Origin of the sequence: Streptosporangium sp. NPDC049644 (assembly GCF_040675205.1) — a bacterium.
In the GTDB taxonomy this organism is placed as follows: domain Bacteria; phylum Actinomycetota; class Actinomycetes; order Streptosporangiales; family Streptosporangiaceae; genus Streptosporangium; species Streptosporangium fukuiense.
The window spans coordinates 58834-81355 of record NZ_JBFAOJ010000034.1 but is presented as its reverse complement, the minus strand read 5'-3'; the positions used below and the strand labels follow the sequence as shown (position 1 = coordinate 81355).

Here is a 22522-nt window from a genome sequence, read left to right as displayed (position 1 = left end):
GCCTGCTCCTGTCGGCGGGGAGGTCGTTCCTTCTCCCTGTCGCTCTGTCAGCCCTGACTGTAGACGCCTCGCCGTGGTTTTGACGAGTGCTCATGCCGCCTGCTCACTGGCCACTTTCCCCCTAAATAGTCATCTATCGGATATATGGCCATTAAATGCCTAAAACAGATCAGAATGTTCACCAGCAAGACGACATCCCGGGCCACCCTCGCACCGAATCGGGGCACATAGTAATCAAACAACCCCATAGAGTGACAGCATGGCTCCACCGCTACCCGGCCCGCTGGCCCATCTGGCACCGCTGCTGGACCACTACGGCTACCTGGCCGTCGGCACGCTGATCTTCATGGAGGACTTCGGCGTCCCCGTCCCCGGGGAGACGATCCTGCTCACCGCCGCGATCTACGCCGGGGCCGGGCAACTGCACCTCGCCGCCATCGTGCCGATCGCGGTGCTGGCCGCGGTGGCCGGGGACAACCTCGGCTACCTGATCGGCCGCACCGGCGGTCGCGCCTTCATCCGCCGCTGGGGCCACTACGTCCTGCTGCCCCCGGAACGCTTCCAGAAGGCGGAGCGGTTCTTCGAACGGCACGGCGGCAAGGTCGTCGTCGTCGCCCGCTTCATCGCGGGACTGCGCGAGGTCAACGGCATCGTCGCGGGCACCATCGGCATGCCCTGGCTCCGTTTCCTGGCGTTCAACACCCTCGGCGCGGCGCTGTGGGTCACGGTGTGGACGGTGCTGGGGTACACCGTGGGCAACTACATCGGCGAGGTGTACGACGAGATCGCCCGCTACTTCACCTACCTGCTCATCGCCCTGGTCGTCCTGGTCGCCGGGCTGATCGTCCGGCACCTGCTACGCCGCCGCCGCGACCGCCGGTGACACCGGGGAAGCACATCGGCCACAGGGCCTGGGCCGGGACATCGGGCCGGTCCCCCGGTGGCAGAGAAGACGGATGATCACGAAAGGATGTTCGCGATCATCCGCCTGCGGCGTCACGGGACGGTTCGGCAGGCCCGTGCCCCACCGTGTTCGGCCGCCTCCGTGTTCGGCCGCCTCCGTGTTCTCAGCCGCCTCCCGGAACGGTCCAGTAGATCCGTGTCCCGGTCGTCCGTCCCGTGGGCGGCGTCAGATTGACGAAAGTGCCGCAGTTGCCGGGCCATGCCGGGTTTCCCCCGTGGCCGGGGACCGGCCTGATCCTGCAGATCGTCTGCATGACCCTGCCGTCGGTGCTCAACATGTCGACGTACAGGCTGCCTCCCAGCGCCGCCAGGGTGATACCGATCACGTTGCCCGGATAACCGGGCACGGACGAGAGGTCGTGCCAGTTCGGGGTGGTCCTCGGATCCCTGAGCAGGGTCCGGCCGTCGCCCGGCACATAGCCGAGGTATTCGGTGTCGCCCTGGATGGCCGAGTCGATACCGCCCCCCGGCCCCGGCGGACCCATCGGGCCCGGATCCCCCTGCTCGCCCTTCTCACCCTGAGCGCCCGGATCACCCTTCTCACCCGGAGCACCTGCCGGCCCCGGATCACCCTTCTCCCCCTGCGGACCCGCCGGACCCTGGGCACCCGGATCACCCTTCTCACCCGGAGCACCCACCGGCCCCGGATCACCCTTCTCCCCCTGCGGACCCGCCGGACCCTGGGCACCCGGATCACCCTTCTCACCCGGAGCACCCACCGGCCCCGGATCCCCCTGCTCGCCCTGCGGCCCCGCCGGCCCCGCCGGACCTTGCAGACCTGTCAGACCCTGCAGACCTGTCAGTCCCTGAAGACCCCGCACCCCCTGAGCACCCGCCGGCCCCTGCTCACCCTTCTCCCCCTGCGGACCCGCCGGACCCTGGGCACCCGGATCACCCTTCTCACCCCGAGCCCCCTGCGGGCCCGCCGGACCTTCCGAACCCGGGTGGCCCTGTGGGCCCCTCTTACCTTCCGGCCCCCGTTCGCCCTGCGGTCCCGGAAAACCCATCGGGCCCCTCTCGCCCTCCGGTCCCTCCGGCCCCTGGGGGCCTCGGCGTCCCGGAACGCCCTGTATCCCCTTACGCCCCCGCCGTCCGCGCTCGCAGAATCCGTGACAACGGTGGCACGGACGGCCGCAACGGCGGCAAGGTCTGCGACGGCACTCCCCGTGGTGATCGACGGATGCGACGGGACCGCCACCCTTGACGACCGCTCCGGCCGAAGCGCCCGGCACGGGCTCGGCCATCGCACTCACCGGTGCCTGGCTCAACAGCACCGTCCCCGCCGTGGTCACGACGACGGCATACTTCAAGAGGCGGCGGCCGACAGGACCCCCGGCCGGCTCACTCCCATGAGGAATCAACTTATTTCCCTTTGCAGCGAGAATCCGATTTTTTATCATTTCCAGTGATCCGAATCGGAAATACCCGCACACCAAAAAGGAAAACACGCCCCCCATTTTCGAGTCAGCAAACAGATGGCATTTCAGAGAAAACCGAATCCATCTCGACGGGATTTCTTCGCATTTTATGTACGAGTAGACAATTCACCTTAAATGCCGGTTGCCGCGATTCTGTTCCGCGAAAAGCGCCGAACGCGATATCACGGGAGCCCTGCGGCATGACGCGTCGGCCGAGCCGAGGTCGTCGCCGCCCCGTACCCGGTCACCATCGAGGCGACCGGCAAGGGCAACGGCATGCTCCCCCGCCACCTCTGGTGGCCCTGCCACTCCGCCGAGCGAACCGGACGGAGCCGGTCTACCAGATTGCTGGCCAGTGCTTCGGCCTTCAGGCCAGGGTGAAGGCCCGCGCGAGAGTGCCCGCTAGGACGCGACCGCGCCTTCACCCTCAGGTCACACGGGACGTTGCTGCTGCTCGATGTACTGCTTGAGTACCGCGAGTGGTGCACCGCCGACTGATCCGGCGAAGTAGGACCCGGACCAGAAGTGTCCATCCCACAGATGGCTGCGGACATGCGCGGCATACTCCTTGCGCAGGAGCCGTGCCGAGACGCCCTTGAGACTGTTGACCAGTTTGGATGGGGCGACCTTCGGCGGGTAGTGGATCAGTAGGTGGACATGGTCGTGTTCGCCGTTGAACTCACGCAACTCGACCTCGAAGTCCGCGCACACCTCCCGCATGATCTCCTCGCAGCGGGCCAGCATCTCGTTCGTGAACACCCCCCGCCGGTACTTGGTGACGAACACCAAGTGCGCGTGAAGGTGATGAACGACATGACGTCCGCTCCGGACGTCGGGGTTCGGATTCCAGCGCGGTGACATAAACCAAACGATACGATGAGCGCGTGGAGTTGGTGAAGCAGACCCGGGCGCACGTGGCGCGTCTCGACCTGAGCGCGGCACAGGTGGCCGTGCTGGATGGTCAGGCGCACACCGCCCGCGCGCTGTGGAACCTGCTGCATGAGTACTTCACCTTCCGCCAGGGCCGTCTGGCCTCGGTCAAGGACTGCGACGAGGCGATCCGGGCGGCCCGCCACGAGATCGACTGGATGGGCCAACTGCCCGCCCAGGCAGCCCAAGCGGTGCTGAGAACGTATCGGCAGGCGTGGGCGAATTTCCTCAACCCCGACCACCCGGCGAAACGGCCTATCTTCAAGAGCCGACTCCGCTCCCGGATGACCGTGGATGTCCCCCAGGCCCGCGACCTGCAGATCAAGCGGGTCAACCGGCGCTGGGGCGCGGTCAATCTGCCCAAGGTCGGGCGGGTGCGGTTTCGGTGGACCAAGGACCTGCCCGGCCTCACCAAGGGCGGCCCTGCCGGGCGGATCACCGGAGCCCGCCTGGTCAAAGAAGCCGACGGCTGGCACATCGTGTTCCGGACCGAACGCCAGGTGCCTGCCCCGCTCTGCCACCCTGGCCCGCAGGTCGGGATCGACCGGGGAATCACCGTCGCCCTGGCCCTGTCGGACGGCACCACGCGCGAACACAGGGACTGGCTCACCGGTGGCGAGAAGGAACACCTGCGCCGCGTGGAGAAGAAGTCCGCACGCCAGCGCCGTGCTCGCACTCCCGGTCAGCCCACGTCCAAACGGCTGAGGCGCACCTACGACCAGATCGCCCGGCTGCGCGCGAAAGCCAAGCGCCGAGCCGTGGACTGGCAGCACCAGACCACCACCGAACTCGCCAGCGCGTTCGGTGTGATCAAGGTGGAGAAACTCCTGATCGCGAACATGCTTAAATCCGCGAAAGGCACGATCGAGCATCCCGGCGTCAACGTCGCCCAAAAGAGCGGGCTGAATCGGAAGATCGCCGGGGAGGCCTGGGGGCACACCGTGACCCTGCTGGAGTACAAAACCCGCGACCGGGGCGGGCAGGTCGTCAAGGTCCCCGCCCCATACACCTCGCAGACCTGCCACCGGTGCGGTCACCGCGAGGCCGCCAACCGCGACGGAACCACGTTCGCGTGCCGCAACCCTGATTGCGGGTGGATCGGCCATGCCGACACCAACGCCGCGATCAACATCAACAACGCCGATGGAACAGCGGTGTCAGGACGTGGAGACCTCGGGGTTACCCGGTCCGCGAAGCGTCAACCCCCACGCGCCGCGTAAGCAATGCGATGGGAAGACTCTCCAGCCTTCAGGCCGGAGAGGAGTTCAAGACTTCAGGGTGGGCGTCCCCGACGCCCGGCTGTTCCCGCTCGAAACGTGGCGCAGGCTCGTCGCCCGCGAGTTGCGCCCGGCGCTGGTGCGCTCCACCGGCTACGGCGACCCCTCAGGACATATGGGCCTGCGGGAGGCCGTCGCCCGCCACATCGGGATCTCCCGCTCGGTACGGGCGAGCGCCGCCGACGTGCTCGTCACCCAGGGGGCCCAGCAGGCGCTCGACCTGATCGGCCGCGTGCTGATCGAGCCCGGCTGCCGCGTGGCGGTCGAGGAACCCGGCTACCCGCCGGCCAGGCTGCTGTTCCGGTCACTGGGCGCGCGGGTCACCGGGGTGCCGGTCGACGGTGAGGGCCTGGACGTGTCCGCCCTCCCCGACTCCGCCCGCCTTGTCTACGTCACGCCCTCGCACCAGTTCCCGCTGGGCACCCCGATGTCGCTCGGCCGCCGCGCCGCGCTGCTCGAATGGGCCGAGCGGCGGGGTGCCGTGGTGATCGAGGACGACTACGACAGCGAGTTCCGTTTCGAGGACCGCCCGCTGGAACCGCTGCAGGGCCTGGACCGCAGCGGCCACGTCATCTACGTCGGTTCCTTCTCCAAGACGATGCTGCCGATGCTGCGGCTGGGCTTCCTGGTCGCCCCCGCCTCGCTCCAGCCCGCGCTCCGCAGGGCCAGGCAACTCACCGACTGGCACGGCGAGCTTCCCACCCAGGCGGCGCTGGCCGGGTTCATCGGCGAGGGCCTGCTCGGGCGACACGTCCGCAAGGCGACCCGCGAGTACGCGGCCCGCCGCGAGCGGATCCTCGCCACGCTCCGGCGGGACTTCCGCGACTGGCTGGAGCCGATCCCCTCGGCCGCCGGCCTGCACCTCTGCGCCCACCTGACCTCGGACGCCGGGGTCGACATGAACCGCGTCACGGCGTACGCGAACCAGGCGGGGATCGCACTGCAGGACCTCGCCCCCTACTATGGCGAGGCCCCAGCGCGGGCGGGGCTGGTGCTCGGGTACGGCGCCATCCCGGCGGAGCGGATCGAACCGGGGCTACGACACCTGGCGGAGAGCTTCCGAGCCGCGTGGAACTCACGCGACGTCTGAACGCCTGGTCCCGCCGGAAGCAACCGCCGGTCTGATGTGAGTGCTCACCTCGTTCGCCGACTCGGGCGTCCGGGGTGGGTTCTCGCCCTGCGGCCGGGGCGCCCAGAGATTTCCGGCGGATCTCCTGACCGGACGGCAGGAAATCGTGACCGCCTCCGGATACCGCGGGCGATGTACCCGATATACCGCTGCAGTTGCAGGAATAGATCAATCTTTCGCGGTATGTCGCCTTAAAAACCATTCGTATAGCTTCGTAGCGGATCTTGAACTCTGATGCACGGCGATGAGTCATGTGCGGCAGCACCTGTGATCGTGAGCATCATCGAGGAGGCCGGCGTGCGTGGATGGTCATCGTCGAAGCTTTCCTGGCGGAACGCCCTGCCCTGGGTCGCCCTGCTCACGACCGCAGGACTGCTGCTGGTTCTCAGCCCCGCCCTGCCCTATCGGCTGTCCGCCGCCGCGGCCGACCTGGCCGACGGGGTGGGCCGGCGACTGGCGAACACCAACAGCGGGCTGTGCCTGGACGTGCCCGCGGCGTCGCAGGCCGACGGCATCAAACTGCAACAGTGGGGATGCACCGGCGCCACAGCACAGAGTTGGACGTTCACCGCGACGCCCGGCGGCTTCTACACCCTGAGAAACGTCAACTCCGGCAAATGCCTGGACGTGCCCTACGCCAGCCCCGATCCCGGAACACAACTCCAGCAGGTCGTCTGCAACGGCTCCGACGCCCAGAACTGGCAGACCGTCGAGTCGGCCACCGGATTCCAGGTGAAGAACAAGGCCAACGGCCTCTGCATGGCGGTCAAGGACGCGGCCCTGACCAACACCGCCCAGATCGTCCAGATCGCCTGCGCCGACCAGCCCGCACAAATCTGGACGATCAGCACGTCGGTGAACCTGGCCGACGGGGTGGACCGGCGGGCGGTGAACGCCAACAGCGGGCTGTGCCTGGACGTGCCCGCGAGCTCGCAGGCCGACGGGATCAAGCTGCAACAGTGGGAGTGCAACGGCGCCGCGGGACAGAACTGGACCTTCACCGGGACAGGCGACGGCTTCTACACCCTGAAGAACGTCAACTCCGGCAAATGCCTGGACGTGCCCTACGCCAGCCCCGACCCCGGAACACAACTCCAGCAGGTCGTCTGCAACAACGCCGACGCCCAGAGCTGGCAGGTGCTGGAACTGTCCGGCGGAACCCGGCTGAAGAACAAGGCCAGCAACCTCTGCGCGGCCGTCAAGGACGCGGCCCTGACCAACATGGCACAGATCATCCAGGTCGCCTGCGCCGCCGGCGACGCGCAGCTCTGGGCGGTCATCACCCGGGCACCACTCGATCTGGCCGACGGGGTGGGCCGGCGGGCGGTGAACATCAACAGCGGGCTGTGCCTGGACGTGCCCGCGAGCTCGCAGGCCGACGGGATCAAGCTGCAACAGTGGGAGTGCAACGGCGCCGCGGGACAGAACTGGACCTTCACCGGGACAGGCGACGGCTTCTACACCCTGAAGAACGTCAACTCCGGCAAATGCCTGGACGTGCCCTACGCCAGCCCCGACCCCGGAACACAACTCCAGCAGGTCGTCTGCAACAACGCCGACGCCCAGAGCTGGCAGGTGCTGGAACTGTCCGGCGGAACCCGGCTGAAGAACAAGGCCAGCAACCTCTGCGCGGCCGTCAAGGACGCGGCCCTGACCAACATGGCACAGATCATCCAGGTCGCCTGCGCCGCCAAAGACGCACAACTCTGGGCGATCACCGCATTGGGTGGTCTGCCCGGCGCACCGACCGCGGTTCAGGGCACCGCGGGTAACAGGCAGGCCACCGTCACCTGGACCGCCCCGGCCGACACCGGGGGAATGGCCCTCACCGGCTACACCGTCACCGCCACGCCCGGCGGCCGGACCGCCACCGTATCCGGCCAGGCGACCACCGCCACCGTCACCGGCCTGACCAACGGCACCAACTACACCTTCACCGTCGTCGCCGCCAACGCCGCGGGTTCCGGCCCGGCCTCCCAGCCCTCGCCCAGCGTGACGCCGGTCGGCCCACCGGCTCCGCCCACGGCGGTGACCGCCACGGCGGGCGACCGGCAGGTCATCGTCACCTGGACCGCCCCGGCCGACACCGGCGGCTCACCGATCACCGGCTACACCGTCACCACCACGCCCGGCAACACCACGACCACCGTCGCCGGCACCACCCTGACCGCCACGATCACCGGGCTGACCAACGGCACCGCCTACACCTTCACGGTCAAGGCGACGAACGCCGTCGGAACCGGTACCGCGTCGGCGTCCAGCGCGCCGGCCACCCCGAACACCACACCTGGTGCCCCCACCAACGTCACCGCGAACGGCGGCGACGGCAAGGCCACGGTGTCCTGGACCGCCCCGGCCGACACCGGCGGCTCACCGATCACCGGCTACACCGTCACCACCACGCCGGGTGGCACGACTCTCGTCGTCACGGCCGACCGCACCTCCGCCACGGTCACCGGCCTGGCCAACGGCACCGCCTACACCTTCACCGTCACCGCGCGGACCACCGCCGGCCCCGGCCCGGAATCGGCTCCGTCCAACCCCGTCATCCCGGCGCCGGGGCTGGAGGCGCCCACCGACGTCACCGCGGTCCCCGGCGACCGGCAGGCCACGGTCTCCTGGACCGCCCCCGGCGGAACCGTCACCGGCTACACGATCACGGCCGCGCCCGGCGGCCGGACCGCCGCCGTATCCGGCCAGGCGACCACCGCCACCGTCACCGGCCTGACCAACGGCACCGCCTACACCTTCACCGTCACCGCCACCAACGGCCAGACCACCGGCCCCGCCTCGCAACCCTCGACCGCCGTGACGCCGGCCGGACCTCCGGGCGCCCCCACCGCCGTCACCGTCGAAGGCGGCGACGGCAAGGCCACGGTGTCCTGGACGGCCCCGGCCGACACCGGTGGAAAGTCCATCACCGGCTACACCGTCACGGCCGCGCCCGGCGGCCGGACCGCCACCGTATCCGGCCAGGCGACCACCGCCACCGTCACCGGCCTGACCAACGGCACCGCCTACACCTTCACCGTCGTCGCCACCAACACCGTCGGCACCTCCGAGCCGTCCGCTCCCTCGGCCTCGGTGACCCCGATCGGCAAGCCGGCCCCGCCCACCGCCGTCACCGCGACCGCGGGTGACGGCAGCGCGACCGTGTCCTGGCAGGCACCCGTCAACGGCGGTTCGACGATCAGTGGCTACACGGTGACCGCGACACCCGGCAACGCCACGGCCACCGTCGCCGGCACCACCCTGACCGCCACGGTCGGCGGACTGACCAACGGCACCGTGTACACCTTCACCGTGACGGCGACCAACGCGGCCGACACCTCCGAACCGTCCGAGCCCTCCAACCCCGTGACACCCGCCGTGCAGGCCCCGCCCGGTGCTCCGTTCATCACGGACGTCTACCCCCGGGACGGTGCGGTGCGTGTGTCGTGGACGCCCCCCGACACCGGGGCGTCGGGCCTGACCAGGTACGTGGTGACCGCCACTCCGGGGGCGGCGAGTGTGGAGACGGCGCCCGACGCGACGGAGACGATCGTGACCGGGCTGACCAACGGCACCGCGTACACCTTCACCGTGACGGCGTTCAACACCGTCGGGGAGGGCAGCGCGTCCTGGCCGTCCAACCCGGTGACGCCCGAACCCGCCAAGGTCCCGCTGAGGCCGGCCGGTGTGCAGGCGTTCCCGCTCGACCGGCGCATCGACGTGCAGTGGGTGCCGGTCGGTGACGGAGGATCGCCCATCACCGGCTATGTGGTCACCGCGCAGCCCGGCGACGTGACCGTGGAGGTGGAGGCCACCGACACCACCGTCTCTCTGACCGGATTGACCAACGGGACGGCCTACACCGTCACCGTCGTGGCCCGCAACAGCGCGGGAGACAGCACGCCGTCGGCCGTCGAGGCGGTCACCCCTTCGGCCAACCGGCCCCCCGGGGCGCCGGAGCAGGTCCTGGTCGGCGTGCCCACCACGGGGACGGCCGAGATCTCCTGGCAACCGCCGGTCGACACCGGCACCGGTCCGGTCACCGGCTACACGGTGAGCGCCACCCCGGGCGGTCACAGCGTCACCACCGCCGCAGCCACCACCACCGCCACCATCTCGGGCTTGAACCCGGAGACCGCCTACGCCTTCACCGTGCGGGCCGCCAACGCCTCGGGAAACGGGACGGCCAGTAGCGCGACCGGGAGCATCATCCCCAAAGTGACGGTGAAACGCGACCCCGTCCTGCTGTCGCAGGCGGCCCTCGCCACCCTGCGTGATGTGCGCGACGGCCGGACCCTGGTGTTCCACAATCCCCCGGCCCAGGTCACCGGGCTCACCCTCGGAGACATCGTCATCATCGATGACAACCCGCACGCCCCGGAGGGATTCCTCGGCAAGGTGCTGAGCGCCGCCGCCTCCGGCGAGGAGTTCATCGTCAGCACCACGACGTCGTCCCTCGACGAGATCTTCACCGACGCCGCCTTCTCGATGGACGCCCGCCTGGACGCCGACCAGATGGAGTTCATCCCGGCCGGTCCCGGCGCGCGGGTGGCCGCCGCCGGTCCCGGCACCCCCAGGGCGTTCATCAGGCCACCGGGAGTGCTGGTCGTCGACCTCAGCTGGACGCTGCGGGACAGGGGCAGAACCACCACCCAGCTCAACGGCTGGGTCACTGTGGACCCCTCTTTCAAGATCACCAACACCCTCACCAGCAATATCCTCAACTACCACCCCAAGGTGGTCACCGAGACCAGCGTCAAGCTCTCGTCGGAGCTCCGGCTGGACCACGGATTCAGGAGGGGATTCCAGGAGAAGCTCACCCTGGGCGTGGTGAAGGGCCCGTGCTTCAAAGTCAAGATCAGGGGTGTTCCGGTAAAGGTCTGCACCCGCTTCTACATCAACTACACGGTGTCCGGCGAGGTGTCGGTCGGCCTGAGTTACGCGGCCCACCTCGACAGGGAGGTAGGCGTCCGGTGCACCGCCTCCGGTACCGCCACGGAGAACGGTTGTGAGATCTTCGAGAACGAGGGGCCGGGGTTCTGGCTTGACGACTGCACCGGACCTTCGGTGGTGAACTGTGTGGGTCTCTACGGCGACGGCCAGATAAGCACGGGGATAGAGACCGATGTCGCGCTCATGCTATATGGAGGAGTCGGCCCCGCGCTGACCTTCACATTCCCCAGATTCGACCTGAAGACGAGCACCACCCAGAATCCGTGGTGCGAGCTCGCGGGCCTGGTGAGGGTGGGCGCCGCACTGGACGCACGGATTTTCCACAAAACGTACTCGCCGTGGCGCAATCCCGACCTCATACCCCTTGCCGGAAAGTCACTCGTCTGCGGGGACACCTTCCAGGGCCTGAAGATCAACCCTCAGGTCGGCCAGGTGGCGCCCGGACTGAGTCTCCAGTTCGACGCCACGGTGTCCGGCTACCCCGACAACGTCACCAAGAACTGGGCGGTGCTCAAAGGCCCCGGCACCATCAACCAGGACGGGCTGTACACCGCGGGCACGGAGCAGGGAGTGGCCGAGATCGAGGTGGTCAGTCCGGCCACCGGCGGCCACCCCGAACTGCGTGCCCGGGCGGCGGTGGAGGTCGGCACCGCTTACGGCACGCCCAGCGCGCCTCGCCGGGACGGATGGAGCCGCCCAGGGCAACGGTCGATCACCGCGAGCTGGCAGCGACCGGTGTCACAGGGCAGCAGCGCGATCAGCGGCTACGTCGTCATCGCACAACCCACGGCCTCCGACGACGCCTCCGATGCCATAACGGCCTACGCGCCCGGCAACGCCACGCACGCGCTCGTGCAGAATCTCGCGCCTGGCGAAACGTACCGGATAACCGTGTACGCGCGGAACGCGCAGGGCACCAGCCTCCCTTCGGAGAGCGAGGAGGTCACCACCCTCGACCTCACCTTCCCCGCACCGATGACGCAGGGCAACGACCTGGCGACCAGCAACGAGGTGCCCCGCGGCCGGCCCGACTCCACCAACTCGTCCTTGGGAGTCATCTCCGGCGACGGCCGATACCTGTTCTACCTCACCCAGGGCAGAAGCAATCTGGCGGTCGCCCCGGTGGCCAATCCCGCGAACTACAACCTCTATCTCTTCCGCTACGACACGACCACCACGGAACGTATCGTCGTCTCCAGAGGGCTGACCGGAGAAGCGGTGACCTCGGCCTACATCTTCAAGGCCAGTCGTGACGGGAACGCGGTGGCCTTCCTGAACGGCAGCAACCTGATCGTGCACCGCGTCAACGCCGGCACGAGTTGGAGTCCAGGAACCGATCTGGCCCCGTACGGGGTGAGCGACAACGGCGACGTCGTGCTGTACCGGAAAAAGCTGGCGGGCACCACTGCCCAGTTCAACGCGTTCCGTCAGGTCGCCGGTGGCGCCCCGCAGCGGATGGACGAGGAGTGCACCACCGGTGCCGCCGACGAGAAGTGCCTGGATCTCAGCGCGACCATGTCCGACGACGGGTCGAAGGTGGCGTACGGCACCATCGACAACCGCAACGGGGGCAACCATTGGCGGGTATGGGTGTTCGACGCCGCCGCGGGCACCCGGACCGAGGTCACCAGCGACAGCGCCGTACCCCGCGTGTCGAATCCGATCATCTCCGGTGACGGGAGCACCGTGGCGGTCAGTTACACCTGGTGGAACCGCTCTCCCGCATCGGAACCGCTGGTGAGCGGCCTGGCACTGAAACGACTCGGCACCGGCCCCGTCACCCGCGCGGACATCGTGATGCCCTTCGTCAGCGACACCTCCGGGCAGGGTGGTTCCGCCCACCAGGAGTGGGCGACACCGGAGGCCCTGAACAGGGACGGCCAGGTGCTGGCATACCACCAGCGCACCAAAACCGGGAGCGGCATAGGCGACGCCCTCCACAGCCTGCGGACCTATCGGGTCGGCGGCATGACACACATCGCCGGTGGATCCGCGCTCACCCAACCTTCGCTGATCAGCTTGACCGATGACGGGCAGCGGCTGGTCTACACCCTGACGGGCGCCTCCGGATCAGGGCTGGGCCTCATACCGGGAGTGTGGCACGACCTGTTGTGACAGAAGGCTCGTGATGGCGGTGTCGTCGTAGGCAACCGGCCCTCGGCCTGGCTCACGACGACACCGCGAAGGCGGCGACGGCCCGCGGTGACCGGCGAGCACGCCCGCCTTCGGATCCGTCATAACGTTTACCTGCGAACCGCTTCCCCATACGCCGCTTTTACTCCGCCTGTGGAACCCTCTGGGCAAAGCAGACGGCGAAGATCGAGTGGGGATCAGGTGTCATCGAGTACTGAGGGATCGACATGGTGGCGTCCTGGGCGGGTGGTCGCCTCAGCCGCGGGAGTCATCGCGACGGCGATGATGGCGGCGAGTTGTTCCTTCGGCAGCGCCCCGGACCAGGCGGTCACCGCCACGCGACAGGCCGACGCCCCCTCGACGGCGGCGTCCGCCCCCTCGACCACGGCGTCCAGCGGCAAGATCCAGAAAGCGCCGGCGGTGGACCCGGCGTGGCCTCGCTGGGGGTTCACCCACACGGGGGTCAGCGCCAACAACGTCACCCCGCAGTTCGAGCAGGAGGTGAGCCGGACACTTGCCCGGACCCCGATGCTGCAGAACCAGCACATCATGGGGTTCGGGGCGCTCAACCCCCAACCGCGCCCGCAGGAGTTCTACTGGGAGGACCTCGACAGCCGGACGAACCTCATGAGGCGGTCCGGCGGCACACAGATCATCACGCTCTGCTGCGCCCCTGACTGGATGAAGGGCGGCCCCGAGGGACCGACCGAGGACTCGGCCTGGGCCGAACACCTGGAGGACGCCCCCTATCCCAAGCACTTCGACGACTTCGCCAAGCTGTCGGCGACCGTCGCCGCGAAGTACCGCGACGTCGAGTACTTCATGGTCTGGAACGAGTTCAAGGGCTTCTGGAAGGACCACTCCAAGCCCGCTGACTTCAAGGGCTACACCGACCTCTACAACAAGGTCTACGACGCGGTGAAGGCGGTCCGGCCCGACGCCAAGATCGGCGGCCCCTACCTCGGCTTCGACAGCAACAGGACCGGCGAGTCCGAGCTGCGCGGCAGCTGGGGAGTCGTCAACCAGAACGCCCTGGACGCCTTCAACTACTGGTTCAAGAACAAGAAGGGCGCCGACTTCATCGTGGTCGACGGCGCCTCGCTGACCGACGCCCACGAGTTGCTGCCCGACGCGTTCGGAGCGCTGAGCAAGTTCGGCGCGGTCACCACCTGGCTGCGCGACAAGACCGGCGACCTGCCGGTCTGGTGGTCGGAGTGGTACTTCGTCCCCGAGGACGACACCATCTGGCCGGAGCCGATGCGGCTCGCCGTCCAGGCCGCCTCGATGATCGAGTTCGCCGAGAGCGGCGCCGCCACCGCGCTGTACTGGAATCCGCAGGTCAAGACGGGCACCTGCCAGGGCTGCATGTGGGACCCGCGGACCGGCGCCGAGCTCCCGACCGGCAAGCTGGTGGCCGACTTCACCACCTGGTTCCCCGCCGGAGCCGAACTGGAGCACGTCACCTCCTCCGACCCCAAGGTCCGGGTGCTCGCGCAGCCGCGGCGGCTGCTGATGGTCAACACCACCGACGCGAAGATCACCACGACCGTGGACGGAAAGTCGTTCGCCCTCCAGCCCTACGAGATCAAGTGGAGCGACCGCTAGCCTCAGGACGTCGCCGGAGCAGGAGATCGGGGAGATGGGTGTGGGGCAGAGGGGCGGGCCGTTGCGGGCCACCCGGTGGTTCGCCGGCACACCGGTGCCGACGGGCGACCTCGTGCGGGTGCTGGAGGCGGCGCGCTGGACCGGGTCGGCGCGCAACCGCCAGCCGTGGAGGTTCGTCGTGGTCAGGGATCGCGGCCTGCAGCGGAGGTTGAGCCTGCTGGGAGGCTACGCGGCTCACCTGGCCGCCGCTCCGGTGGTCGTCCTGCTCGCGGTGGACCACGGCACCGGCGGCGAGGACGCGGAGTTCGACGCGGGCCGGGCCGCGCAGAACCTCATGCTCGCCGCGCACGACCTCGGCCTGGGCAGCTGCCCGGCCTCGTTCTTCCCCGCGCCCAACGCCGAGCGGGCCGGCCGGATGGTCGGCGTCGAGGCTCCATGGCGGGTCAGGACCGCCATCTCCGTCGGCTACCCCGCGCCCGCGCCCCGCGGCAGGTCCGCGATCCCCTCGGGCCGCCTGCCGCTGGACGACCTGGTCCGCTGGATCGGTCCCTGAACGACGTACCGCCGCTCAGGGTCCGGTGGGCGCTCTGGTGGGCGGCTGGTCGACCCGGCGTGCGGAGCAGCGACCGCGGGCGATGTCACGAGGAGGGGCGGTAGTGGCGGCGGGGGCTTGCTGTTTGAATGATCCGGATCGTAACGGTTCAGGGCTTGGAGTCCGGATGACCGTTGTGGAGCTGTGCCGGGTGAGTGGAGGCGTGCCGGATGGCGATGGACGGGGGTACGGGCGCGGGACGGGTGATCTCTCCGGTTCTGGTGGGACGTGAGGACCAGTTACGGCGTCTGGTGACCGCGATGAGCCGTCCGCCCGCCGTGGTGGTACTGGAGGGAGAGGCCGGCATCGGTAAGACCCGGCTGGTGACGGAGATGGCGGCCCACCCTGATGCGGCGGGTCGCCTGTTCCTCGTCGGGGGCGCCCGGCGGATCCGGGAGCCGTTTCCCCTGGGGCCGGTGGTGGAGGCGCTGCGCGGCACAGGCGAGCTGCTGGCGCGGGCCGAGCTGTCGCCGGTCACGGGTGCCCTGCGAGGGTTGCTGCCGGAGCTGACGGGAGTGCTGCCGCCTCCCCTGGAGCCGCTGGACGACCGGGCGGCCGAACGCCACCGGCTGTTCCGCGGTCTCAGCGAGGTGCTGAGCGCGCTGGGACCGCTGGTGCTGGTGATGGAGGACCTGCACTGGGCCGACGAGCAGACGGTCGAGTTCCTCGCCTACCTGCTGGCGGCCCTGCCGGACCGGATGTCGGTGGTGCTCGTCTATCGGGGTGAGGAGGTCGGAGCCGGGGTCCGGGAGGCGACGGGCCGTCTCCCGGACTCGGTCTTCCACCACCATGTCGTGCTGGAGGCCCTGGACGCCGAACAGACCGGCGTGCTCGCGGCGTCGATCCTGGACACGAAGAACGTCACCCCCGACTTCGGGGCGCACCTGCACGAGCTGTCGTCGGGCCTGCCGCTGGCGGTACAGGAACTGCTGGCATTGCTGCGGGAACGAGGTGCGCTGATCCAGCTGCGCGGCGGGCGATGGGCGCGTAAGGCGCTGGCGGAACTGGACGTGCCGCCGGGGGTCCGTGACTCGGTGCGCGAGCGGGTGGGCCGACTGTCCGCGGCGGCGCGCGGGGTGGCCGAAGCCGCGGCGGTGCTGCAGGTGCCGGTACAGGTGGCGGTGCTGGCCCAGGTGGGCGGGCTGTCCCGGGCCGAGACCGTGGCCGGGCTGGATGAGCTGCTGGTCTCGGGGCTGCTGGCCGAGCAGGACGGGACGGTGGCCTTCCGGCACGTACTGGCCGCACAGGCGGTGTACGGGGGAGTCCCCCTGGGGCGGCGGCAGGACCTGCACACCCGGGCGGCGGCCGCCGTGCGCTCGGTGAAGCCGGTGCCGCTGGGGCAGGAGGCTCACCATCTGCGCCAGGCCGGTCTGCTGCGGGAGTGGGTGGACGCCGCAGAGCAGGCCGCCGACCAGGCGTCGGAGCTGGGCGACGACGCCGAGGCCGTGCGGATTCTGGAGGACGTGCTGCGGAACGCCCCGCTGGAGCCCGAACGCCGGGGACACCTGGCGGTGCGGCTGGGCTGGGCCGCCGGCCAGGTGCTGCGCCCCCCGGAGGTGATCGACCTGCTGTCGGAGGCTCTGGAGTCCGAGCAGCCGGGGCCGTTGCGCGGGCAGCTGCACTTCCTGATCGGCCTGCTGCAGGAGCGGCTCGGCGACGCCCCCGGCGCGCAGCGGCGCGCCTTCATCGCGGCGGTCGACGACCTCGGGGACCGGCCCGAACTCGCGGCGTGGGTGATGGCGGCACTCGGAAGGCCGATGGACGCGGCCGTGCCGCTGGCCGAGCACACCGTGTGGCTGGACCGGGCCCTGGAAGTGGTGCCCGCCATAGGCGATCCGGTCGAGGAGGTCTTCGTGCTCGGCAAGGTCGCGACCTCGCTGAGCGGATTCGGCGACCGGCGCTGGGCCGCGCTGACCGACGACGTCCGCCGCCGGACCGGCGGCCGGCCGCGGCATCGCCAGGAGGTGAACGCCTACCGGTCCATCGCGGAGAGCGCGTGTTGCACCGGGTATTTCGAGCTCGCCGACCAACTCCTGACCGCCGCGTCGCAGGCGGCCGGTGCGGAGTCCTCCCGGGAGCCGCTGGCCCGCTGCCGGCTGGTCGCTCTGGTCCTGGCCTACTGCCGGGGTACGTGGACCGGGCTGGACCAGGAGACCGCGCTGCTTCTCGACGAGTACGGCGGCCGCCCGTTCGACAGGATCACCGCTGAGACGGTCGCGGCCTGCCTGGCGCTCGGGCACGGCGAACTCGACGTCGCCCGGCGCGACCTGCACGATGTCGTCCGGCGCACCGTCGACCTAGGCGGCTACGAGCTGCTCCCGCTGTCGGTGACCGGATTCCTCCGGCTGTCCAGCGCGCGCGGCGAGGCCGAGGCGGCGCTCGCGGTGACCGGCGCGGCGGTCACCGTGTGGGAGACCAAGGGGCTCTGGCCGCTGGCGGTACGGGCGGTGCCCGCGCTGGCCGAGGCGATGGCCGGCGTGGGCAGGCACGACGAGGCCGCCGATCTGATCACCCGGCTCTCGGCGCGACTCGACGGCCTGGACGCCCCGCTGGCTCCGGCCGCGCTGGCGCACGCGCGCGGGCATCTGGCGGCCGGCCCTACGGCCGCCGCGGAGCGGTTCCTGGCGGCCGGATCCGCCTACGACCGGCTGGGCGCCCGGTACGAGGCGGCCCAGGCCCGTGAACAGGCGGCCGGTCGCCTGTTCGCCGCCGCGGACACGCGGGCCGAGGAGCCGCTACGCGCGGCGATCACGACGTTTCAGGCGTTGGGCGCCCGGTGGGATCTGGACCGCGCCGCGCAGCTGGCCCGCAGGTACGGGGTGGCGGTGAAGGGGCGATACCCAGGCGGCCCGCAGGGTTACGGCGACGGGCTGTCTCCCCGGGAACGGGAGATCGCCGAAATGGCCGCCGCCGGACTGACCAACCGGGAAATCGGCCAGCGGCTTTTCGTGTCCCCCAGAACGGTGGAGAAGCACCTCGGCGCCGCGCTGCGCAAGCTCGGACTCCGCTCCCGCGCCGCCCTCGGGATGCACCTGGGCGGCGACCGCGACGGTCGCTGAGCCGGGCACGGATTCGGGCTACACCGCCCACCCCCGTAGTACCCCACCCCATTACGGCCCTCCGAATGGGGGGCCCTACCCATAGTCCCGACGTGCCGCGCAGGCGACGCTAACGGCATGTCCGAAACCGACTCCATGGATGGCCGCCCGGCCGATGCCGCCCCCAAGGCCGACGCGGACCAGGAAGGGCGGGCATCCCCCGCCGCCCCGCCGGATGAGGCGGCCGCCGAACTCCCCGACGACACCCCCGAGGGGTTTGAACCCCTCTGACCTCTCCAGCCCCACCCCCGAAAGGGCGGTTCCGCATGTCCGCACACATGTCCCCCGACCAGCCCCCGCCGGACGGCACCCCCGGCCATCCCCCCACTCGAATCCCTGCCCGAATCACCGCTCGAACCGGCACGAGACGGAAGGTGGCGCACGGAGGATCGCTCCTGGCGGCCTCGGTCATGGTGCTGGGCACCCTGGTGGCGCCGGGCACGGCCGCCCTCGCCCAGGAACAGGAGCCCGCGCCGGCCACCCCGGCGACGGAGCCGGCCCCCGGCCCGATCGCGCTGACCGGACTGGGCCAGGGTGACCGCACGGTCACCCTGGTCACCGGGGACAGGGTGAGGTTGAGCGACGCCGGCGGCGGCAAGTACGCCGTGCGCCCCGAGCCGAGCGTCCGCCCCGACGGCACCAGTGCCCAGCTGTCCACGCTGGCCACCCCGAAGGGCGTGTACGTCACCCCCAGCGACGCCCTGCCCGCCGTCAACGCCGGCCGCCTGGACCGGGAGCTGTTCAACGTCACCTACCTGGCCGAGAACGGCTACACCGACGACAAGACCAAGCAGCTGCCCGTCATCGTGCAGTACCCGCCGCAGCACACCGACAAGGCCGTCGCCTCGGCCGCCAAGGCCATCCCGGCCAGCGAGCCGGTGCTCACCCTGGAGAGCGTCAACGCCTCGGCGCTCCAGGTCACCAAGGCCGAGGCGGGCGCGTTCTGGAACGCGGTGCGGGCCGTACCCGAGAAGAAGGGCGCGAACGGGCTCGCCGGACCGGCCAACGTGCCGGACACACTGCGCGGCGACATCGCCAAGGTGTGGCTGGACCGCAAGGTCAAGGCCGACCTCGCCGAGAGCGTCCCGATGATCGGCGCGCCGCAGGCGTGGGCCGGCGGGCACGACGGCACCGGTGTGAAGGTCGCCGTCCTGGACACCGGCATCGACGCCGGGCACCCCGACCTCGCCGACCGGATCGCCGACAGCAGGTCCTTCATCCCCGGCCAGGAGGTGCGGGACGGCCAGGGCCACGGCACCCACGTCGCCTCCACCATCGCCGGCTCCGGCGCGGCCGACGGCAGGTACAAGGGCGTCGCGCCCGGTGCCCGGCTGATCGTCGGCAAGGTGCTGGCCGACGACGGCTCCGGCACCGACTCCCAGGCCATCGAGGGCATGGAGTGGGCCGCGGCCTCCGGCGCCAAGGTGATCAGCATGAGCCTCGGCAGCGGTCCCACCGACGGGACCAACCCGATGAGCCAGGCGGTCAACACGCTCAGCGCCGCCACCGGCGCGCTGTTCGTGATCGCCGCGGGCAACTCCGGCGCGTCGGGCGCCGAGACGGTCTCCGCCCCCGGCACGGCCGACGCCGCGCTGACCGTGGCCGCCGTGGACAAGAGCGACGCGTGGGCCGCCTTCTCCAGCCAGGGACCGCGCGTCGGCGGCGGCCTCAAGCCGGACGTCGCCGCCCCTGGCGTGGCCATCGCCGCGGCACGCGCCGCGGGCACCACGATGGGCAGCCCGGTCAACGAGCACTACACGGCCGCGAACGGCACCTCGATGGCCACCCCGCACGTCGCCGGAGCCGCCGCGATCATGGCGCAGCGGCACCCGGACTGGACGGGCCCGCAGATCAAGGCCGCGCTCATGTCGACCGCCAGGGACGACGCGCTCAGCGTGTTCAAGCAGGGGGCCGGCCGGGTCGACGTGGCCAGGGCGTACACCCAGCAGGTCTTCGCCGTCACCCCCGGGGCCGACTTCGGCGCCATCGAGAGCGACGCCGAACCCGTGACGCGGGAGCTGACCTACACCAACCTGGGCGGCCGGCCGGTCACCCTGACCCTCACCCCCGTCCTGAACAAGTCGGACGGCGGCGCGGTCGAGGGCGCGCTGACCCTCGCCGGGACGACCCTCACCGTGCCCGCCGCGGGCACCGCCACCACCACCGCCACCATCGACCCCAAGTCCCTGGCCGGCCTGGACAACTACACCGGCGCCGTCACCGCGACCGCCGACGGCGTCCAGCTGCGTATCCCGGTGGGCGTGGTGCGCGAGGCGCCCAAGGCCACGCTGACCATCCACACCCTGGGCAGGGACGGCAGGCCCCGCACCCCCCTGGCCCAGGACACCATCGACGTGTCCGGCGGCAAGGGCGTCCTCGGCGGTGTCGCCCTGACCGCCGAGGGGACCACGGTCACCCGCGTCCCGCAGGGCGTCATCAGCGTGACGCAGGTGCTGACCTGGGTCGGCGACGACGAGCGGGACAACCTGGCGCTCCTGTCCGTGCCCGAGCTCACCGTCACCGGGGACACCGAGATCACGCTCGACGCCCGGAAACTGACCGAGGTCCGTTTCACCACCCCGCAGCCGGCCGAACCGTTGAGCAACGTTCCCTACGTGGCCTACCAGCGGACCGTGGCCAACGGCGGCGCCTACCTGGGATTCACCTGGCCCGGCCGCACCTGGTCCCGGCTGTGGGCCCTGCCCACGGAGAAGGTCACCAAGGGCGCCTTCCGCTTCCACACCCGCTTCACCCTCGGCAGGCCCGAGGTCGAGATGAGCGTGCGCGGGCGGGGCGGGCTCACCCTGCACCCGGCCTCCGCGATGCACGGCGTCAACACCTACGGGGTGCACGAGCAGTACGACGGCTTCCCCGACTTCCGGCCGTTCACCGGCACCCGTGAGCTGGAGGTCGTCGACGTCGGCGAGGGCAGGCCCGAGGACATCGCGGGCCGCGACCTGCGCGGCAGGCTCGTCCTTGTGGAAGCGCCGATGTCAACGGGTCTGTCCGGACCCATGTGCGGAGTCCAGATCGAGCGGATCGGCCCGATCCGCGACGCCGGCGCGGCCGCGATAGCGCACTTCCCGCAGCCCGGGACCGGCTGCGCGATCCCGCTGGGCTTCACGCAGGCCCCGTTCACCGGAGAGGCCAAGCCCATCGGTCTCCCCACCGTGTCCCTGCCCTCCCGTGAGGCGCTCGGCCTGCGCGAGCGGCTCACCGACGGCAAGCCGGTCACCGTACGGGTGACCGGCACCGAGGAGTCGCCCTACACCTACACCTTCGCCCCCTACGAGGAGGGCCGGGTGCCCCGCTCGCTGCACTACACCTTCGCCGAGCGCGACCTGGCCCGGATCGACCTGAACCCCCACATCGTCGCTCCCACGCGCTACAACGACTGGCGGTACGCGCAGAAGCCCGACGACGTCATGCCGATGTCGACATCCGTCTCCGGGTGGGGCGGCCCCCGGCTCACCCTGCGGGAACGCCGCGACTGGGTCGGACCGCTCGACTCCGGGGTCCTCTGGTCGCACGGCATGGAGGAGATGCGCGGCGCGCCGATGGACGACCGGGTCCCGCAGTGGGCCCTGGAGGTGTTCGACAAGCCGGTCCGCACCCGGCAGTCCTGGATGACCACCCCGTTCACGCCCGGCGCCGCGACCGGCTCCGACAAGGTCTACAGGCTCGCCAGGCCGGGCGCGAACATCGGCTCGTTCTTCCGGTGCATGATCTGCGTCCAGGGCGACAGCCTGTGGGCGGAGTTCGAGCCCAGCTACGGCTCGCCGGGCACCAGGAGGTACAACGGCGACTACTGGCCGACGACCGACCTGTCCAAGCCGGGGTTCGACGTCCGCCTCTACCAGAACGGAAAGGAGATCCCGCGCACCCCCGTCGGCGGCACCGACTTCATGCCGCTCTTCAGCCTGCCGGACAGCCCCGGCAGCTACCGGCTGACCGCCAAGAACGACCGGAACGACACCGAATGGACCTTCACCACGCCGGTCAAGGCCGAGCGACTGCCCGGATCCTTCTGCTCCCTGGAAGTGCTGTACGGCACGGCGGAGCCCTGCAGGCCCGCCCCGGTCGTGTTCGTCGGCTACGACCTCGGCGACACCCTGGACGCCGCCAACAGCGTCCGCGCCGACCGTACGCACACCTTCACCGTCTCCCCCTACCACTCCCCGTCCCCCTCGAAGATGCCTGACATCACCGGCCTGAAGCTGTGGGCCAGCACCGACGACGGCGCCACCTACACCCCCGTCTCCGTCAAGCGCGGCAAGGACGGGACCTACACCGCCACCACCCGCTACCCCGCACTCAAGCGCACCAAGGGCGCCGTCACCCTCAAGGTCGAGGCCTGGGACAAGGCGGGCAACACCATCAAGCAGACCACCGTCCGCGCTTTCGATCTCCGCGGTTGAGCCACCGACGACCAC

General features: G+C 70.2%; 11 protein-coding genes. 9 read left to right on the top strand and 2 right to left on the bottom strand.

The features are described from left to right. The first annotated feature begins 259 nt into the window (after positions 1–259). On the top strand, positions 260–883 hold the full coding sequence (locus AB0J58_RS20675; protein WP_364217825.1) for a DedA family protein: 624 nt from the start codon (positions 260–262) through the stop codon (positions 881–883). 184 nt (positions 884–1067) lie between these two features. Here the strand turns inward: AB0J58_RS20675 and AB0J58_RS20670 are convergent, their stop codons facing one another. Next, positions 1068–1448, bottom strand: a complete 381-nt coding sequence (locus AB0J58_RS20670; protein WP_364217823.1) for a hypothetical protein — start codon at positions 1446–1448, stop codon at positions 1068–1070. 1365 nt (positions 1449–2813) lie between these two features. After that, the gene (gene tnpA / locus AB0J58_RS20665; RefSeq protein WP_364217822.1) at positions 2814–3242 is read right to left on the bottom strand and encodes an IS200/IS605 family transposase; all 429 of its coding nucleotides are present in this window, start codon (positions 3240–3242) and stop codon (positions 2814–2816) included. A 23-nt stretch (positions 3243–3265) separates the two neighbouring features. On the opposite strand from tnpA, the gene AB0J58_RS20660 reads away from it, so the two are divergent. The 8 genes from AB0J58_RS20660 to AB0J58_RS20625 all read left to right on the top strand — a co-directional run bounded on the left by AB0J58_RS20660 (position 3266) and on the right by AB0J58_RS20625 (position 22507). After that, a complete protein-coding gene (locus tag AB0J58_RS20660) occupies positions 3266–4531 on the top strand; it encodes a transposase (protein WP_364217821.1) in 1266 nt (421 codons plus the stop codon). Between the two features lie 58 nt (positions 4532–4589). Further along, entirely contained in the window at positions 4590–5678 is a 1089-nt protein-coding gene (locus AB0J58_RS20655; RefSeq protein WP_364217820.1) for a PLP-dependent aminotransferase family protein, read from the top strand. A gap of 336 nt (positions 5679–6014) precedes the next feature. Beyond that, positions 6015–12776 (top strand): fibronectin type III domain-containing protein, encoded by a 6762-nt coding sequence (locus AB0J58_RS20650; RefSeq protein ID WP_364217818.1) that lies wholly within the window; start codon positions 6015–6017, stop codon positions 12774–12776. A 264-nt stretch (positions 12777–13040) separates the two neighbouring features. After that, entirely contained in the window at positions 13041–14399 is a 1359-nt protein-coding gene (locus tag AB0J58_RS20645; protein WP_364217816.1) for a xylan 1,4-beta-xylosidase, read from the top strand. A 34-nt stretch (positions 14400–14433) separates the two neighbouring features. Next, entirely contained in the window at positions 14434–14952 is a 519-nt protein-coding gene (locus AB0J58_RS20640; protein WP_364217814.1) for a nitroreductase family protein, read from the top strand. 209 nt (positions 14953–15161) lie between these two features. Beyond that, entirely contained in the window at positions 15162–18050 is a 2889-nt protein-coding gene (locus tag AB0J58_RS20635; protein ID WP_364217812.1) for an AAA family ATPase, read from the top strand. A gap of 117 nt (positions 18051–18167) precedes the next feature. Then, entirely contained in the window at positions 18168–18320 is a 153-nt protein-coding gene (locus AB0J58_RS20630) for a hypothetical protein (RefSeq protein ID WP_364217810.1), read from the top strand. A gap of 143 nt (positions 18321–18463) precedes the next feature. Continuing rightward, positions 18464–22507, top strand: coding sequence for a S8 family serine peptidase (locus AB0J58_RS20625; RefSeq protein WP_364217808.1), 4044 nt, complete (start codon positions 18464–18466; stop codon positions 22505–22507). The last annotated feature ends 15 nt before the right edge of the window (positions 22508–22522 follow it).

Coding starts and splice junctions, on each gene's coding strand:
- AB0J58_RS20675 (WP_364217825.1), top strand. CDS start 260: ATGGCTCCACCGCTACCCGGCCCGCTGGCCCATCTGGCACCGCTGCTG.
- AB0J58_RS20670 (WP_364217823.1), bottom strand. CDS start 1,448: ATGGGTCCGCCGGGGCCGGGGGGCGGTATCGACTCGGCCATCCAGGGC.
- tnpA (WP_364217822.1), bottom strand. CDS start 3,242: ATGTCACCGCGCTGGAATCCGAACCCCGACGTCCGGAGCGGACGTCAT.
- AB0J58_RS20640 (WP_364217814.1), top strand. CDS start 14,434: ATGGGTGTGGGGCAGAGGGGCGGGCCGTTGCGGGCCACCCGGTGGTTC.
- AB0J58_RS20635 (WP_364217812.1), top strand. CDS start 15,162: ATGGCGATGGACGGGGGTACGGGCGCGGGACGGGTGATCTCTCCGGTT.
- AB0J58_RS20630 (WP_364217810.1), top strand. CDS start 18,168: ATGTCCGAAACCGACTCCATGGATGGCCGCCCGGCCGATGCCGCCCCC.